At 67.9% G+C, this 17,106-nt stretch carries 14 protein-coding genes and 1 pseudogene; 9 read left to right on the top strand and 6 right to left on the bottom strand.

Features of this window, described 5'->3' with window-relative positions:
- The first annotated feature begins 301 nt into the window (after positions 1-301).
- Positions 302-2,890, top strand: coding sequence for a hypothetical protein (locus P2T65_RS19100; protein WP_276200488.1), 2,589 nt, complete (start codon positions 302-304; stop codon positions 2,888-2,890).
- A gap of 10 nt (positions 2,891-2,900) precedes the next feature.
- On the opposite strand, the gene hisD is transcribed toward P2T65_RS19100, so the two are convergent.
- Entirely contained in the window at positions 2,901-4,199 is a 1,299-nt protein-coding gene (gene hisD / locus P2T65_RS19095; protein WP_063189373.1) for a histidinol dehydrogenase, read from the bottom strand.
- 129 nt (positions 4,200-4,328) lie between these two features.
- Between hisD and P2T65_RS19090 the strand changes: the two genes are divergently transcribed.
- The 5 genes from P2T65_RS19090 to P2T65_RS19070 all read left to right on the top strand — a co-directional run bounded on the left by P2T65_RS19090 (position 4,329) and on the right by P2T65_RS19070 (position 9,194).
- The gene (locus P2T65_RS19090) at positions 4,329-4,877 is read left to right on the top strand and encodes a cupin domain-containing protein (protein ID WP_055459345.1); all 549 of its coding nucleotides are present in this window, start codon (positions 4,329-4,331) and stop codon (positions 4,875-4,877) included.
- Positions 4,878-4,998: 121 nt separating this feature from the next.
- Positions 4,999-6,051 carry an ABC transporter substrate-binding protein gene (locus P2T65_RS19085; RefSeq protein ID WP_055459346.1) on the top strand — a complete coding sequence of 351 codons (1,053 nt, stop codon included), beginning with the start codon at positions 4,999-5,001 and terminating at the stop codon, positions 6,049-6,051.
- A 117-nt stretch (positions 6,052-6,168) separates the two neighbouring features.
- Complete coding sequence (locus P2T65_RS19080; RefSeq protein WP_055459347.1) at positions 6,169-7,224, top strand: ABC transporter ATP-binding protein; 1,056 nt, start codon at positions 6,169-6,171, stop codon at positions 7,222-7,224.
- Complete coding sequence (locus P2T65_RS19075) at positions 7,221-8,408, top strand: ABC transporter permease (protein WP_055459348.1); 1,188 nt, start codon at positions 7,221-7,223, stop codon at positions 8,406-8,408. The genes P2T65_RS19080 and P2T65_RS19075 overlap by 4 nt, the downstream gene beginning before the upstream one ends.
- Positions 8,409-8,411: 3 nt before the next feature.
- Positions 8,412-9,194 carry an ABC transporter permease gene (locus P2T65_RS19070; RefSeq protein WP_071923445.1) on the top strand — a complete coding sequence of 261 codons (783 nt, stop codon included), beginning with the start codon at positions 8,412-8,414 and terminating at the stop codon, positions 9,192-9,194.
- Between the two features lie 332 nt (positions 9,195-9,526).
- Here P2T65_RS19070 and P2T65_RS19065 read toward each other — a convergent pair whose 3' ends face one another.
- The 3 genes from P2T65_RS19065 to P2T65_RS19055 all read right to left on the bottom strand — a co-directional run bounded on the left by P2T65_RS19065 (position 9,527) and on the right by P2T65_RS19055 (position 12,558).
- Entirely contained in the window at positions 9,527-11,038 is a 1,512-nt protein-coding gene (locus P2T65_RS19065; RefSeq protein WP_276200487.1) for a tripartite tricarboxylate transporter permease, read from the bottom strand.
- 17 nt (positions 11,039-11,055) lie between these two features.
- Positions 11,056-11,523, bottom strand: coding sequence for a tripartite tricarboxylate transporter TctB family protein (locus P2T65_RS19060; RefSeq protein WP_245280526.1), 468 nt, complete (start codon positions 11,521-11,523; stop codon positions 11,056-11,058).
- A 66-nt stretch (positions 11,524-11,589) separates the two neighbouring features.
- Positions 11,590-12,558, bottom strand: a complete 969-nt coding sequence (locus P2T65_RS19055) for a tripartite tricarboxylate transporter substrate-binding protein (RefSeq protein WP_276200486.1) — start codon at positions 12,556-12,558, stop codon at positions 11,590-11,592.
- Between the two features lie 107 nt (positions 12,559-12,665).
- Between P2T65_RS19055 and P2T65_RS19050 the strand changes: the two genes are divergently transcribed.
- The 3 genes from P2T65_RS19050 to P2T65_RS19040 are packed head-to-tail and all read left to right on the top strand — an operon-like array spanning position 12,666 to position 15,806.
- Entirely contained in the window at positions 12,666-13,343 is a 678-nt protein-coding gene (locus P2T65_RS19050; protein WP_055459353.1) for a response regulator transcription factor, read from the top strand.
- Positions 13,330-14,703, top strand: a complete 1,374-nt coding sequence (locus tag P2T65_RS19045; RefSeq protein WP_276200485.1) for a sensor histidine kinase — start codon at positions 13,330-13,332, stop codon at positions 14,701-14,703. The genes P2T65_RS19050 and P2T65_RS19045 overlap by 14 nt, the downstream gene beginning before the upstream one ends.
- On the top strand, positions 14,700-15,806 hold the full coding sequence (locus tag P2T65_RS19040; RefSeq protein WP_055459355.1) for an ABC transporter substrate-binding protein: 1,107 nt from the start codon (positions 14,700-14,702) through the stop codon (positions 15,804-15,806). Before P2T65_RS19045 ends, P2T65_RS19040 begins: the two co-directional genes overlap by 4 nt.
- 32 nt (positions 15,807-15,838) lie before the next feature.
- On the opposite strand, the gene P2T65_RS19035 is transcribed toward P2T65_RS19040, so the two are convergent.
- Entirely contained in the window at positions 15,839-16,645 is an 807-nt protein-coding gene (locus P2T65_RS19035) for a TIM barrel protein (protein ID WP_055459356.1), read from the bottom strand.
- Between the two features lie 172 nt (positions 16,646-16,817).
- Positions 16,818-17,106, bottom strand: a pseudogene (locus tag P2T65_RS19030) (hypothetical protein); the annotation flags it as partial.

Below are 17,106 nucleotides of genomic sequence, written 5' to 3'. Positions count from 1 at the left end.
ATCCCTCCCCATCAACAAGCCCCCCTGCCACGCGAGGCAATATACACCCCGCTACCCCCAAAGCCGAGGCGTTGGAGCAGCGCCCGGGCCGCCGCCTCGGCGCGCCGGTGAGGACCTTTCGGTTGCCGCGGCTGTCCGCCTTTCGTTCGACCCGCGCCAGGCGAGAAGACCGAATTTACGGAAGAGCCTTGGATTGGCTTGCTGGCGCCCTTGCATGCCGGGACGCCGACGCACATCAATAACAAAACAGCCGACTTGCAATCCATTATGCAAACAATACTTGCGTGAAGGACATATATTGATGCCCATCGGCAGATATACGCCGCACGATCTTGCGACATTCAACAACTCCGCCCCCGCAGCGGACGCACCGGTGTTTCGGCCCGACGATTCCACCGGTTTCGGACGCCCGAACTGGCGGTCGCCGGCTTTCCGCCCACCTGATGCGAGAACGGTGGCGATGACGGAGAGGCTGATCGCGGAAGCGCAGCAGCAGATGGAGGCGATGTTCCCCGATTTGCGGCGCACGCCGTCCAGCGGGGACGAGCTACCACCGGAACAACCGGCCACCGCAACGCCTTCCGCGCGATCGCGCCGCAGCGGACAGTATGGCTCCAACGCGGCGCCCTGCCGTGGCGCGAACCTGCTCGCGGACGCACGGCAGAACATGCCGACGCGGCTGGGGGTCGCGCTCGCGATCCTGCAGCGGGCCGGCCTCGACCCGGAAAGGGAATATGCCTTTTCCGATCCCGTCATCGTCGGAATCGGCGGGGCCACCATCAGAGGCAAGCAGCGCCTCGTCGACCTTTACATGCAGGCGCAGATCCAGGCCCTGCCCTTCTTCAGCCGCGACTTCCCGCAGGAGCTGAAGAATCTCCCCGACCTCGACAGCCGCTTCGAGGAAGAATTTTCGGAGCATATCGTCGAGCAAGCCGCCAATGCTACCGCCAGGATCACGGACACGCTGTCGGCGGCGGGAATGGATGTCGAAAGGACGCAGGCGTCCGTGCTGTCCTTTGACGTGAAACGGATGGGTTGGGAGCACGGCGGGCTGAGGCCTGGCGTTTCCGTCGAACACGCCTCGCGAGGATATGTCCTGAAGGTCGCGGCCGACGCCGAGCCGTTGTTCCTTGCCGTTGTGCCGGGTGATCCTGCCCTGATCCTGCGTATGCCCGCAGACCATGCAGGCCAGAAAAGCTGGCTCTCGGGCCATATGTGCCAGTTCTTCGAGAAGCCTGTGCCCCCCCTGGATCCGCTGACCGACTACGTCCTCAAGGAGGTCGACAGCGGCATCACCCTGCGCGAGGCCGTCGCCGCCAGCAGCCTGCGCATCTTCGAGGATCTGCTGCTGCCGCTGAAGAACGAGGCTTTCGCTGAAACGACATACGAGCAGTTGGTCCACGCCGCGCGCGGCGGCACCATTCCCGGCTATGACCCAGTGCGCGAATGGCAGCAGGGGAACCACAAGACCGCGGTCGCCCTCGGTGCCCTGGATGCCGCCCCACCCGTCCTCGAGATGGCGGGCAAGCTGCGCCTGCCCGCGACGGTGGCCAGGACGATCGGCACCCAGGCGGACGCCCTGACCCAGATTGGAAAGGGGGCCAAGGGGGTGAAGACGGCGGCGGGCAGGATCGGGAAAGCCGATCCGGTCGTGGACGCCGCCCGGGCGGGGCGGCTCGCCGACACGCGAGACGCCTTGGCAAAGGCGAACGGAATGGCATCGCCCGTCATCGACATGGAGCAGCACCTGCGGCGCCGGATCGAGGTGACGAAGCGCGGCCAAAGGTATTTTGTCAGGTTGCGCACCGGCGGGAGCGGCGCGGCGCCCGGCTCGACGGCGCCGGGAGCGCGCCGAGCGGATCCCGCTCGCATCCTGCGGGAGACCTATGAGACAGCCGGGCGGATACGCCAAGGCAGCGGCCGCGTGCTGAGCGCCGACGAGATCGCCCGCATCATCGACCGGCGAGCGAACAGGCCCATCCCCGACAGGCTCTACAGGGGACAGACCGGATCGGGCATCACGAGCACGTTCGACTGGAGCGGAGAGGATGCACAGGACCGATACCTGGCCGCCATCATCGAGCACGCCGGGAGCTATAGCGGCGCCGAGCACGGCAAGGTGCCCTCCCTTACGATGACCGAAGCAACGGCCGAGTATTTTGCGCGCGGCAGGCCCGACGCGAAAGTGTGGGTCGTCGACACCAGGCCCAGCCCGCGGGATTTCCGGACGATCGAGGACATCCTGAAGAACGATGGCCCCAGGCTGGTCCGGGACGGCAAACTCTCCAAGCAGGTCCTGGCGAAGGCAGTGGGGCTGACCGTCACCAACCAGTGGGAGGACGAAGTCTTCTTCGTCCGCGGCAGCATTCCGGCCGACTGGACGCGGCTGCGTGGCCCCAAGCCGTTGCCTCGCCCCCTGGCGGACGCGCGCCGGTACGCCGCCGATTCCACGCCCGTAGCCGGCGTCCGCCCGGCGGACGGAGGAGCCCTTCCAGCGGTCACGCAGATCGCCGACTTCCTCGAGGTGCCAGGCAACTGGAACGCGGCAGCCGGCGACTATGCGCCGACGGCGATTGCCAATGCATTGGGTCGGGAACTTGTGCTGCGCGACTATCCCGCGAGCGGAAAGAGCCTGTCCGTGGTCCCGCATGGCCCAGTGTCGGGCCCCGCCGTCGAACTCGTCTATTCGCCCGGCCACTACGATGCCTATATCGCGGGCAAACTGCACCGGATCCAAGGGGATGGCGATTGTCTCTTCCGCGCCGCGCTGGCGAGCATGAACCAGAACGGGGCAGTCTCGGATGGGGCCGTGGCCGGGTTGCGACGGCTCGCCGCGCAGGAAATCCGCAACAATCCCGGCCATTACGCGCCCTTCATCGGGCGCCCATAGCGAACAGGCCTTAGCCTGCCGTCCCCTCGATCATGTTGAGGCGCAGGGCCGCCGCCCGGCGATGACCTTCGAGGCCTTCGCTGCGACTCTGGCGGCAGGCGGGCGGCGCGACGGCCATGACGCCGCGCGCGTCCAGCCATTGGTGGGTGGCGACCTTGACATAGGAGCCAACCCAGAGCCCGCCTGTGTAGCGGCCGGCACCCATCGTCGGCAGCGTGTGGTTGGTGCCGCAGCACTTGTCCGAATAGACGACGCTCGCAAGCGGCCCGATGAAGAGCGAGCCGTAGTTGGAGAGCTTCTTCGCGGTGGCGTGCGGATCGGCCGTATGCACCTGAAGGTGCTCCGCGGCGATGATGTCGGAATAGGCGATCATCGCTTCTTCACTGGCGGCCACGGCGATCTCGCCGTTGTCGCGCCAGGCAGGGCCGGCGACGGCGGCGGTCGGCAGGTCCGCAAGCTGACGCTCGACCTCGGCAAGCACGGCGTCGGCGAGCTCGCGCGAGGTCGTGATGAGGCCGACGCGCGTGTGTACGTCATGCTCAGCCTGGGCGAGGAGATCGGTGGCGATCATGGCGGGATCGCCCGTCTCGTCGGCGAGCACGTAGATCTCGCTCGGACCGGCGAGCTGGTCGATGCCGACGGCGCCGAAAACCTGGCGTTTGGCTTCGTTCACATAGGCATTGCCGGGGCCGACGATCTTGTGGACCGCGGGGATCGTCTCGGTGCCGAAGGCCATGGCGGCGATCGCCTGGGCCCCGCCCACGCGGAAGATGCGATCCGCCCCGGAGAGATGACAGCCGGCGATCATGGCGGGATGGGCCGTGGGCGGCAGGCAGGCGATGACCTCGGCACAACCCGCGACCTTGGCCGGCACGATCGTCATGATGGGTGCCGACAGGAGAGGATAGCGCCCGCCCGGCACATAAGCCCCGATCCGCCGGATGGGGATGACGCGATGGCCGAGGTGAAGGCCCGGCAGCGCCTCCACCTCGAGCGGCAGCAAGGTAGCGAGTTGGGCCTCGGCGAAAGCACGCACGCGCTCGATGGCGAATTCCGTGTCATTGCGGGTCTGCGGGTCGAGGTTGGCAAGCGCCTCGGCGCGCTCGGCGCCGCTCACCTCGAAACGCTCTGGCACCATGCCGTCGAAACGCGCGGAATAGATGCGCAGCGCCGCGTCGCCTTGCATGCGCACCGCATGGAGGACCTGCCGGACGGTCGCCTCCACGGCGCGCCCGTCCGGCCCCTCGGCCTGCTTGGGCGCCTTCACGTGAACCAAGTTCGCACGGAGTTCTGACGGCAGGTCGGGCATCGCTCACCTCTCGCAACTGGCTTGCGCGACCATCCGGGAAGGCTGACCCTTACTCAACGGCCCCGAGGGGCCTTGTTCAGGATTCTGAACACTCTTAGGCTCGCCGGGCCCGTTGCAACCGGAGCCGCCATGCCGCAGATCGGATCGCACCTGAAGGAGCTGCGCCGCCGACGCGACCTGAGCGTGCGCGAGCTCGCGCTGCGCTCGGGCATCTCCCATTCGGCCATCTCGCTCATCGAGCGCGACCGCATGAGCCCGTCGGTCGACACGCTGAGCGCCATCCTCGATGCGCTCGGCACGACGCTGCCGGGCTTCTTCGCGGACCTTTACTCCAGCGTTCCGCACTCTCCCTTCTACGCCGCGCACGAATGGATCGAGATCGGCAAGGCCGCGACCGTTTCCTATCGCATGGTGGGCATCAACCACCCCAACCGGCAGATCCTGATGCTGCACGAGACCTATGCCCGCGGGGCGGATTCGGGCGAGGCCTTCGCCCACTCCGCCCAGGAGGCCGGCATGGTGACGCGCGGCGCCGTGGAGCTCACGGTAGGCGGCGAGAGCCGCGTGCTGCACCGGGGCGACGGCTATTATTTCGACAGCCGCCTGCCGCACCGCTTCCGCAACGTCTCGGACGGCGAGAGCGAGATCGTGAGCGCCGTCACGCCGCCGACCTATTAGAATTGCCTTGCTGTTGACCGGTTGCACCAACGTGGTGATTATCGTCACCGCCGGACGGTCGAGAGCTTTCAAGTCCCCCGAAATATGCTTGCCTTCGGGGATAACAACAGAGGGGAAAGTCATGCGATCGGTGAGGACATTTGCGCTCGTCGGCTGCCTGTCGGCCGTCGTCGGCGCATGGGGGATTATCGGGGCCGAGGCGCGCGACCTCACGGTTGTGTCCTGGGGCGGCAACTACCAGGACGCCCAGCGCAAGATCTATTTCGAGCCCTTCGCGAAGCAGAGCGGAAAGCCGCTGCTCGACGAGAGCTGGGACGGCGGCATCGGCGTCATCGCCGCCAAGGTCAAGGCCGGCGTGCCGAACTGGGACGTCGTGCAGGTGGAATCTGAGGAACTCGCTCTCGGCTGTGCCGACGGTTTCTACGAACAGCTTGACTGGGACAAACTCGGCGGAAAGGACAAGTTCCTGCCGGCCGCCGTGAGCGACTGCGGTGTCGGCGCCATCGTTTGGAGCACGGCGCTCAGCTATGACGCGGACAAGCTGAAGGAGGCGCCGGCCTCCTGGGCCGACTTCTGGGACGTTCAGAAGTTTCCCGGCAAGCGCGGCCTCAGGCGCGGGCCGAAATACGCGCTCGAATTCGCGCTCATGGCGGACGGCGTCGCCCCGGCCGATGTCTACAAGGAGCTCGCGACGCCCGCCGGGGTGGACCGCGCCTTCAAGAAGCTCGACGCCTTGAAGCCCCATATCGTGTGGTGGGAATCGGGCGCCCAGCCGCTGCAACTCCTCGCCTCCGGCGAGGTGGTGATGACGAGCGCCTACAACGGCCGCATCTCCGGCATCAACAAGGCCGAGGGCAAGAACTTCAAGGTCGTCTGGCCGGGCAGCATCTACGCCATTGACAGCTGGGTGATCCTTAAGAACAGCCCCAACAAGGACGCCGCAATGGACTTCATCGCCTTCGCGAGCGCGCCCGAGAACCAGGTGAAGCTGCCCGAATATATCGCCTACGGGCTGCCCAACAAGGAAGCGGCCGGCGCCGTACCGGCCAATCTCCAGGCGGACCTGCCGACCGCGCCGGACAACCTCGCCGGGGCGATCCCGCTCGATGCCGACTTCTGGGTGGACAACATCGAGGAACTCAACAAGCGCTTCAACGCCTGGCTGGCCCAGTGAGGGCGGCAGCCGGCTGACCGATCCGGGGCGGGCGCCGCCGTCCGGCCCGGATTTCCTTTTCGTCCGGCCTCGGCCGCATGCTTCGCGTGCCGCCGGGCCTACGGCATGGGCGGAGCAATGGGCGCCTTCATCGCGTTTCAAGATGTCACCAAGAAATTCGGAGCTGTCACGGTCGTCGATCACCTCGATCTCGAGATCGCCAAGGGCGAGTTCCTCAGCCTTCTCGGCCCCTCCGGCTCCGGCAAGACCACCATCCTGATGATGCTCGCGGGCTTCGAGCGCCCGAGCAGCGGGAGCATCCTCCTTGCGGACAGGCCCATCACCCATCTGCCGCCCCATCGCCGGCAGATGGGTGTGGTGTTCCAGAACTACGCCCTCTTCCCGCACATGACCGTGGCGGAGAACGTCGCCTTCCCGCTCGAGATGCAGCGCGTGCCGCGCGCCGAGATCACCCGGCGCGTCGAGCGGGCGCTCGACATGGTGCGGCTCAGCCCCCTCAAGGACCGCAAGCCGTCGCAGCTGTCCGGCGGGCAGCAGCAGCGGGTGGCGCTGACCCGCGCCCTCGTCTTCGAGCCGGACGTCATCCTCATGGACGAGCCGCTCGGCGCCCTCGACAAGCAATTGCGCGAGCACATGCAGCTCGAGATCCGCGACCTGCACCGGCGCCTCGGGCTCACCATCGTCTTCGTCACCCACGACCAGTCGGAGGCGCTGACGATGTCGGACCGCATCGCCGTCTTCAACGCCGGCAAGGTCGAGCAGATCGACACGCCGCAGGCGGTCTACGACCGCCCGCGCACCCGCTTCGTGGCCGAGTTCATCGGCGAGACCAATCTCGTCGAGGGCAAGGTCGTGGAGGCCGGGGCGCAGCAGGCCGTGGTGCGCGTGGGCGAGGCTGCGCTCAACGTTTCGGGAGAGGTCTCCGCCGGCCGGGATGTGTCGCTGTCGCTGCGCCCTGAACGGATCCGGCTCGGCAAGGAGCCGGCCGCGGCCAATGCCCTACCCGTTACCGTCGCCGACTGCATCTACCACGGCGATCACATGCGCCTCGTGCTGAAAAGCGGGCCGCTCGAGCTTGTGGCGCGGGCCGAGCGCCTGGCTGGCGACTGGGCGGTGGGCACCGAGGCCGTCGCCTCCTTCGACCCGCAGGACTGTACGGTGCTCGCTTCATGAGCCGCGCCTCTGTCCGGGATAGGTCGCGGGCCTTCGCGCTCGTCGCGCCGCTCATCCTCTTCCTCGCCCTCTTCTTCGTCTGGCCGCTGTGGACCATGGTGACCGCGTCCGTGGTCGACGACGCGGTGACGAAGGTGCTGCCGCGCACCGCCGCCGCCATGGCCGACTGGGACGGAAGCGACCTGCCGCCGCCGGCCGTGCATGGCGCGCTCGCGGAAGACCTGCGGACGGTGCAGGACCAGCAGGCCCTCGGCGAGGCAGTGCGCCGGCTGAACAGCGCCGTCTCCGGCTTCCGTACCCTTCTCACCCGCACCGTGACGGCAGCGCGCGAGGCGTCGGACCCGGCCACGCTCGATCTTTCCACCATCGACCCGCGCTGGAGCGAGCCCCGCTTCTGGCGCGCTATCAAGGAGGCTGTGCCCCCCTATACCGACCGCAATCTGCTCGCTGCGCTCGACCTCAGGCGCGACGCCGGCGGCAGCATCGTCGCGGAGGAGCCGGGGGCGGCGGCAAACCGCATCATCATGCTGCGGACCTTCGTGATTGCCGGCTCGGTGACGCTCGCCTGTGCGGCGATCGGCCTGCCCTATGCAATGCTAGCCGCCGCCGCGAGCGGCGTCATGCGCGCCCTCCTGCTGCTCGCCGTGCTGCTGCCACTCTGGACCTCGCTTCTCGTGCGCACCGCAGCCTGGTTCATCCTGCTGCAGCAGGAGGGCCTCATCAACCGCGCGCTCGCCGCGCTCGGCCTCATCGACGCGCCGCTGCCGCTCATCTTCAACCGGCTCGGCGTCATCATCGCCATGACGCACGTCCTGCTGCCGTTCATGGTGCTGCCCATCTACAGCGTTCTCATCGCCGTGCCGCGCAACCTGATGCCGGCGGCCGCCTCGCTCGGGGCAGGACCGATCCGCGCCTTCTGGCGCGTACTGCTGCCGCTCGCCATGCCGGGCCTGATGTCGGGCTGCCTGCTCGTCTTCATGGTGGCCATCGGCTACTACATCACGCCCGCGCTCGTCGGCGGCGCCAACGACCAGATGATCTCCTCGGTCATCGCCTTCTATGCGCTCGGCACCGCCAACTGGGGCATGGCGGGGGCCCTCGGCCTCATCCTGCTCGCGGTCACGCTGCTGCTCTACCTCGTCTACGGGCGGCTCTCGCGCTCGCCGCAACTGCCGGGGGCCTGAGCCATGCTGCGCGCGCTCCAGATCGTCTTCGGCAGTCTCGTCGTCGCCTTCCTGATCCTGCCGATCATCGCCATCCTGCCGCTCGCCTTCACGTCGAGCGTGTTCCTCACCTACCCCATCCCCTCCTATTCGCTGCGGTGGTTCGAGGAACTCGTGACCGCCGATGTGTGGCGCCTGTCCATCGTCAACAGCCTGATCGTCGGCGGCGGCGCGACCCTTCTCTCGACCGTGCTCGGCACGCTCGCGGCGCTCGGCCTGCGCGGCAGCGCCCTGCCCCTCGCCGGGCTCCTGAGGACGCTCTTCCTCCTGCCCATGGTCGTTCCCGCCGTCGTCCTCGGCGTCGGCATGCAGATCTTCCTCGTCCGTCTCGGCCTCGCCAGCACCTATCCGGGCGTTATCATCGCCCATGCGGTGCTCTGCGTGCCCTTCGTCGTGGTGAGCGTCTCGGCGGCGCTGCAGGGCATTGATCCGGCGGTCGAGAAGGCGGCCATGAGCCTGGGCGCGCCGCCCATCACGGTCTTCCGCCGCGTCACCCTGCCGCTTGCGGTGCCGGGCGTCGTGTCCGGCGCCGTCTTCGCCTTCGCCACCTCCCTCGACGAGGTGGTGATCACGCTCTTCGTGGCGGGCCCCAACCAGCGCACCCTGGCGCGGCAGATGTTCTCGAGCATCCGCGAGAACATCAGCCCGACGGTGGCGGCGGCCGCGCTCCTCCTCATCGTCGGCACGCTGTGCCTCGCGGCCCTCGCCGCCCTTCTGCGCCGCCGCGAGAAACCTGCGGTGGCGTGATGGACACCAATCCTGCCGGATGCAGGCTCAGAACGCGCGCCACGCCCTGATGGCGCAGGAGGTCGCCGGCAAGGAACAGGCGACCGCTGCATCGTCCAAAGGCAGGTCGCTCTGGCGAGCGGCTTCCCGCGGCCGTGGCCGCGCTCCCGTCATCGCGACGGCGCGATCCGGATCGAGCGCACGCATCGGCTGCTCGAGCGCCTGGGCAAGGTTGCCTTTGAGGCCACGCCCGGGCGGCTTGAGCGCCCGGTCGTGTGAAAGAGCACGCCCGGGCCGGCGAAGATGGCTCCTTCCGCCAGGCTCGGGCGTGATCCGGCGATAGCGCCCGCTCTCTAGGAGACCTGCGGCGACGGTGCGGCCGCGCGCCGGGCGAGGCGGCCGATGGCGAAGGGCAGCACCGCCATGGCCACGGCCATGATCCACAGCACGATGGAAATGGTGCTCTGGAACAGGATCGACAGGTCGCCGCCGCTGATGGCAAGGGCGTTGCGCAGGTTCACCTCCATCACACGCCCAAGGACGAAGCCGAGGATGATGGGCGCCATGTCGAAGCCGAGCTTGCGCAGCAGCCAGCCGACAATCCCGATGCCGAGCATCATCACGACGGCGAGCACGCTGGCGTGGGTCGAATAGACGCCGACAATCGACAAGACGAGGATGCCCGGCACCAGAACCCAGTTCGGCAACTGCAACACCCGCGAGAAGACGCGCACCAGCGGCAGGTTGAGGATGAGCAGCAGGATGTTGCCGATGTAGAGCGAGGCGATGAGACCGCCGATCAGCTCCGGCCGCTCGGCGAAGAGCTGTGGCCCGGGCTGGATGTTGTAGAGCATGAGCGCGCCGAGCATCACCGCCGTGGTGCCGCTGCCCGGCACGCCGAGCGTCAGCATCGGCACGAAGGCGCCCGCCGCCGTCGCGTTGTTGGCTGCTTCCGGCGCGGCGAGGCCGCGCACGTCACCCTTGCCGAAGGTGCCCTCCCGGTCCGAGAGGCGCTTCTCTGTGGTGTAGGAGACGGCGCTGGCGACGGAGGCGCCGGTGCCCGGCAGGACGCCGACGGTGAAGCCGATGACCGAGCTGCGCAGCGCCGGGCCGATGCAGCGCACGATGTCGGCCCAGCGGGCGAAGGTGCGGCCGGCGACCTTGATGACGCTGCCGCCCTTCGCCTGGTGCTCGAGCATGAACATCGCCTCCGAGATGGAGAACAGCCCGATCACCAGTACGACGAACTCGATGCCGTCGCCGAGCTCCGGCTCGTTGAAAGTGAAGCGGTAGGCGCCCGAGGTCGCGTCGAGCCCGACGGTCGCCAGCATCAGGCCGATGACGCAGCCGATCAGCGTCTTGACCGGCTGGCTGCCCACCATGGAGCCGAGGGTGGCAAAGGCAAAAATCATGAGCACGAAATATTCGGCCGGGCCGAAGCCGATGGCGAGCGTGCTGAGCAGCGGCGCGAAGAAGGTCAGGCCCACGACGCCGAGCGTGCCACCAACGAAGGAAGCGAGGCCGCTGATCATCAGGGCCTCGCCAGCCCGGCCCTGGCGAGCGAGCGGGTTGCCGTCGAGCGCCGTCATCACAGCGCCGGCATCCCCCGGCACGTTGAGCAGGATTGACGAGATGCGCCCGCCGTATTCGGCGCCCATATAGATACCGGCGAGCAGGATCATCGTGCTCTCGGGCGGCAGACCCATGGTATAGGCGATGGGCAGAAGCAGGGCGATGCCGTTGATCGGCCCGATGGCCGGCAGAGCCCCGATCAGCGTGCCGAGGAAGCAGCCGGTAAAGCCGATGGCGAGGTTAAGCGGGCTGAGGGCGACAGAGAAGCCTGCCCAGAGATAGCTCAGATCCATCTTCGCACTCCTTCAACTCACATGCCGAAGACGGCACCGCCCGGCAGATAGACCTCGAGCAGATAGCGGAAGACGGCGAACCACAGCGCCGCCTGCGCGAGGCCGCCGAGAATGGCAAGGCGCCATGAGGCCCCGAAGAGGCGGCCGACACCCGTCACCAGGATCGTGACGGCGACAGCAAAACCCAGCGGTTCCAGCAGCAGCGCGGCGGCGAGCACCAGGCCCGGGATGGCGAGCGACTGGGCGAGCAGCCGGCCCTGCGGCCACGGCTCGGCCCCACCCGGTCTGAGGAGATAGATCACCGACAGGAGCGCCAGCGCTCCTGCCAGCATCATTGGGAAGACCCGCGGCCCGAGGGGATCCGACGAGAACGAATAGGCGATGCGGCTCGCCTCGAAGCCGTAGAGGAGAGCGAAGACCAGGAGGACGATGGCGCCGACGCGATCGCTCCTGCCCGCCCCGCGAGGACCGGTCGAAGAGGTCATGGGCTTCATCCCGATGTCAAAAGGGCGGCCCCCTTGCGGGAAGGCCGCCACATGGTGAATTGGCGATCAGAGGCCGGCTTCGGCCGCCAGCGCCTTGAAGCGCTCCACGTCCTTCCTGACGTCACGCTCGAAATCGGCGCCGAGGACCGTGTAGGGGTAGAGGCCGCGCGCCTCGCGCTCCTGCGCGAATTCGGGCGTCTGCGACAGCTTGCGGAAGGTCTCGACCCAATCCTGATACTGCGCGTCGGTGATGTTCTTGCCTGTGTAGAAACCACGCCACACCACCCAGTCGATGTCGAGCCCCTGCTCGCGGGCGGTTGCCACGTCCTTCAGATCGCCCGGCAGACGCTCCGGCGCCATGACGGCGAGGATGCGCACCTTGCCGGCGGCATGATGCTTGGCCATTTCGGCCGCGTCGCCGGCGGCGATCTTGATGTGCCCGCCTTCGAGCGCAGTCAGCACCGCTCCGCCGCCTTCGAGGGCGACATAGCGCATCTTCTTGGGATCCTGACCGGCGCTCTTCGCCACGAGTGCGCCCTTCATCCAGTCCTGACTGCCGACGGCGCCGCCGCCGCCGATGGGAAAATCGCCGGGCGCTTTGCCATAGGCCTCGACGAGATCCTTCAGGGACTTGTAAGGCGAGTCCGCGGCCACGACGATGACGCCGTAGTCGGCGCCCAGCGCGCCGATCCAACGCACAGCGCTTTCGTCGTACTGGCCGAACTTGCCTTGCGCAAGAAGGAGGGCCGAGCCGCTCGACGCCGCCGTGATCAGCGTCGGATCGCTCGACCGCTTGCCGACGACATGATTGTAGGCGACGGCCCCGACGCCGCCCTCCATGTAGGTCACCGGCATCGGCTTGTCGATCAGCTTGGCGGCGAGCAGCGCATTGCCGGCCAGACGGCAGGTCAGATCGAAGCCGCCACCGGGCTTGGCGCCCGCCAGGCATTCCGTCTTCTCCGGAGCGGCCACGGCGGCACCCGCCATGAAGCCGGCGAAGCCCAGGACAAGCGCGTTGACGAGGATCTTCTTCATCAGTTCCCTCCCTGTGGAATCAAGGTAACGCTCTGTTTGTGCGGAGCTTGGCCGTTACGGTAGGATCGAAACCTGTCATCCACCTGTCACAGCGAGCAGCGGAAGGGATGCGCATCTTTCTGGTCGAGGATACGCGCGACGTCGCCGAGGCGATCATCGAGCGCTTTGCGCGCATCGGCCACGTTGTGGACTGGGAGACGAGCGTCGATGCCGCCGTCGCGGCGCTCGAAGATGCGCTTTACGACCTCGTCATCCTCGATGTGATGCTGCCCGACGGCAGCGGCTTCTCAGTCCTGCAGCGGCTGCGCAATGCCGGCGGCACGGTACCCGTCCTGATGCTGACGGCGCGCTCCGAGATCGAGGACCGGGTGAGCGCACTCGACATCGGGGCCGACGACTACCTCGTCAAGCCGTTCGACTTCCGCGAACTCGAGGCCCGGGCGCGCGCCCTCATGCGCCGCCGCCACGGCGACGCCACCAATCTGCTCGCCTGCGGCGACATCTTCATCGACCGCTCGGCCCGTTCCGTGCGCGTCGGCCAGCGCGAGGTTCATCTGACGCGCCGCGAGGTGACACTGCTCGAGATCCTCGCTACCCGCCCGGGGCGCGTGTTCAGTAAGGACGACCTGCTCGATCAGGTCTTCGGCTGGGACGAGGAAGCGCCGTCGGCCAATGCCGTCGAGCTCTACATCGGCCGCCTGCGCAAGAAGCTGCACGGCGCCTCGGCCCAGATCGTCACCGTGCGCGGCTTCGGATATCAGCTGGTGGCCGATGGTCCGGCGTGAACCGTCGCTGTTCGCCCGCCTCATCGTCCTCATCGCCATGGTGCTCGCCACCGGGGCGGCCGCGCTGACCACCGCCGCCTGGTATTACGCAAGGGCTGCGGCGAATGAGGCCTACGACCGGCTGCTCGTCGGCGCCGCCTACCAGATGGCCGAGGCAGTGCATGTGCAGGACGGTACCCTGACCGTCGAGTTGCCGATGTCGGCCTTCGAACTGCTCGCCCTGTCCGAGCGTGACCGCATCTTCTATCGGATCGTCGACACCTCCGGCCGCACGCTGACGGGCTACGGCGATCTGCCGCTGCCCGGCAGCGAGCCCCCCGCACCCGACCGGCCGGCACTCAGCAACGGCACCTTCATGGGCGCGCCGGTGCGCCTTGTCCGGGCATCGCGCGCCTTCGCCGACCCCTCGGTGCAGGGGCGCGTCGACGTGGTGGTGGCTCAGACCGTCGAGGCGCGCACAGCCCTCGCGCGCGAGCTCACCCTGCGCGCCGTGGGGCTGATCCTCGCCATGAGCACGCTGGCCCTCGGCGGCACCATCTTCGCCATCCGCCATGCGCTCAAACCCATGGCGCGCGTCGGCGCAGTCCTGCGCGAGCGCGACCCGCATGACGTCACGCCCATAACGGTCGCCACGCCGCGCGAACTGCGACCCTTCGTATCCGCCATCAACACCTTCATCGCGCGCCTGAAGAGCCGCATGGACCTGATGCAGCAATTCGTCGCCGACACCGCCCACCAGATCCGCACACCGCTGGCGGCCCTCAAATCTCAGGTGGACCTGCTCTCGCACCATCTCGGAGAGCCGCAGGCGCGCCAGCATCTGGCGCGCGTCGAGGAACGGGTCGACCAGTTGTCGCGCCTCGTCGGCCAGTTGCTCAGCCATGCGATGATCAGCCATCGCGCCGGTGCAGTGCCCTTCGCCCCGGTCGACGTCACCGAGACTGTCCGCCGCGCCATCCGCGAGGCAGTGCCTGATACCCTCGACCGCGATATCCTCACCATGCTGGAGGTGCCGCCGCAGCCCATCGAGGTGCGCGGTGACGCCATCAGCCTGAAGGAGGCGGTGAAGAACGTGATCGACAACGCCGTGCGCCACGGCGCCGCGACGCGCCTGACGGTGCGCCTGCGCGAGGAGAACGGCACGGTCGAGATCGAGGTCGAGGATGATGGCCCGGGCATCGCGCCGGAGCTATGGCCGCGCGTCGTCGAGCGCTTCGGCGCCCCGTCGCCCGGCGGCTCCGGCCTCGGGCTGTCGATCGCCGCTGACGTGCTCGCCGCACACGGCGGCAGTCTCGGCTTCCGCCGTGACAACAAGAACAGCTTCGCCGTCGTCATGCGCATTGCCGGAAGAGCCTCATGAAGCGCCATTCCATTCTGCGTCATCGCCTCGCGACGCTTTGCCTGTCGATTTTGACGGTGCCGTTCTCGGCCACGCTGCCGCATGCGCAGGAGGCGACGACCTTCCCGGCGGTGGCGGCGGAAATCGAGGTGTTGTCGATCCACGCCGCGACCGACCTGTCGGCCATGGAGCCGCTGATCCGCGACTTCCAGGCCCTTTTTCCCAACACCCGCATCGAATTCGTCGAATACGTCACCAACGACCTCTATGCCGCTGCGGCCGAGGCCTGCCGGCAGGGCAAGGCCCTGGGCGACGTGCTGCTCTCCTCCTCCGTCGACCATCTGGTGAAGCTCGCCAACGACGGCTGCGCCCGCGGCATTGCCTCGCCCGAAACGGCCGCGGCGCCGCGCTGGGCCAACTGGCGCGGCGACGTCTTCGGCTTCACCTTCGAGCCCGTGGTGTTCGTTTACAACCGCAGCAAGGTGCCCGCGGGCGACGTCCCGAAGACGCATCTCGAGCTCGCCGACCTGCTGCGCCTCAAGCCAGAGACCTATGCCGGCCAGGTCGGCACCTACGATATCCGCCTATCGGGCATCGGTTTCCTGCTCGCCTTCTACGATTCCCAGGAGACGACGACGACTTTTGGCCGCTTGCTGGAGAGCCTCGGGCGCGCTCATGCGGTGATCCGCTGCTGCACAAGTCAGATCCTCGACGAGCTCGAAGCCGGCCGCCTCTCGATCGGCTACAACATGCTCGCATCCTATGCTTATGCGCGCGTGAGGGCCGGCGCCAACCTTGGCATCGTCATGCCTGCCGACTACACCCTGGTGCTCAGCCGTGGCGCCATGGTGCCCGCCCATGCGCCGCGCGCCGACGCCGGCACCCGCTTCGTCAACTACCTCCTCTCCTCTCGCGGGCAGGAGGTGTCGCGGCGCGAGGCCTTCTTCTTCGGCGCGGGCGGCGAGATGCCGCCGGGCGTCGAGGGGGCCTCCTCCATCGTGCGCACGGGCATCGCCCGCCCCATTGCCATCGGCCCGGCGCTGCTCGCCGTGCAGGATCACGAGCGGCGCCGACGCTTCATCAGCGACTGGGGACGCACCCTCGTCGAGATGAGTACGCCCTAGGGGCCGGGCCGATCATGCCCCAGCCCCCGTCCTCATCCGTTGAGGCGGTCCCCGATGAAGGCCATGCTCTCGCGCAACGCGGCGGCTGGATCGGCAAGGTCATGGACGCCGGGTGCAAAGGGCTCGAAGGACAATGCCCCGGCATAGCCCCCCGCGACGAGCGCCGCGATCTGTCCGACGTTGTCGAGCCGATCGTCCGCGGCGACGAGCTCCCGGTGCCCATCGCGCATATCCGCGACCGAAACCGCGTCATCCGCAACGCCCGAGATGTGAACCAGGCCGGTCAGCTCCGGGAAGAGCTGAGACTCGCCCGCGAGGTAATGGTGGAAGGTGTCATGCACCAGGCGGAACACCCCCTCCCCGCCCACGGCTGCGATGGCGGCGGCAGCATCGGCCTTCGACCGCAGCGACGAGAAGGCGAAGCCGAGCGGCTCGACGAGGCCCGTGAGGTTGCGCTGCAAGAGGATCGGCTTCAGGGCGGAAAGCGCCCGTTCGAGCTTTTCCTGGTTCTTTGGCGTGCCGTCGCAGACGGGCACCAGAACGATGCCCCGGGCGCCACAGGCGGCGGCGTAGTCGGCAAGCACCGCCGCCTCGGCCGCCCGGGCCGGCGTCCAGTCGTTGAAGCGCTGCAGGGCGTTGATCGAGAGGATCGTCAGGCCCGCCACCTCCGCCGTCGCGCGCACGACCCCGGGCGGCGTGCCGTCGGCAATGGCGGTGTCATCGAGATCGTTGCGAATCTCCACCGCGTCGATGCCGAGTTCGCACGCCAGCGCGACGAAGCCGGCGAGGTCGCGCCGGGGCGCGGCCATGTGGTTGAGGGCAAAGCGAGGTGTCGTCATGGGGCATCCCGTCAAGGGCATCGTCAGGCATCGCCAGGGGCGGCGAGCGATCGTCATCATTCTCGCCGAAGGCGCCCGCTGCAACCAGTCCTCGCCGGGCGGGAGGAGGATCAGGCAGACCGCCTTCACCCGCTCCTCTTCGATGCCGTCGGCCCGCGGCGCGGCTCGCATCTCAGCGTACTGGTTGGCGTGCCATCATCTCGAGATAGAGGTCACGGTCGATATTGCCGCCGGACAGGATGACCGCAACTTCCTTGCCGCGCATGATTCGACGTTCTTTGAGGAGGGCGGCGAGCGCCGCCGCGCCGGCGCCTTCCGCCAGATTGTGCGTATCTGACCTGCCCCCCGCCGGTCCCTCATTCATTGTGAGAGCCCAGGGGTTTGGTAGCTGATCTCCATCGCCGGCGGTAGCGGCCGGGCGGTGGAGCTGATTACGTTGCGCAACCGCCCGGCCGCGGGGT

This window comes from Chelatococcus sp. XZ-Ab1, from assembly GCF_029309855.1.
GTDB classification, from domain to species: Bacteria; Pseudomonadota; Alphaproteobacteria; order Rhizobiales; family Beijerinckiaceae; genus Chelatococcus_A; species Chelatococcus_A sambhunathii.
Note: the sequence above shows the minus strand (reverse complement) of the source record. Positions and strands in the feature narration are given on the sequence as shown.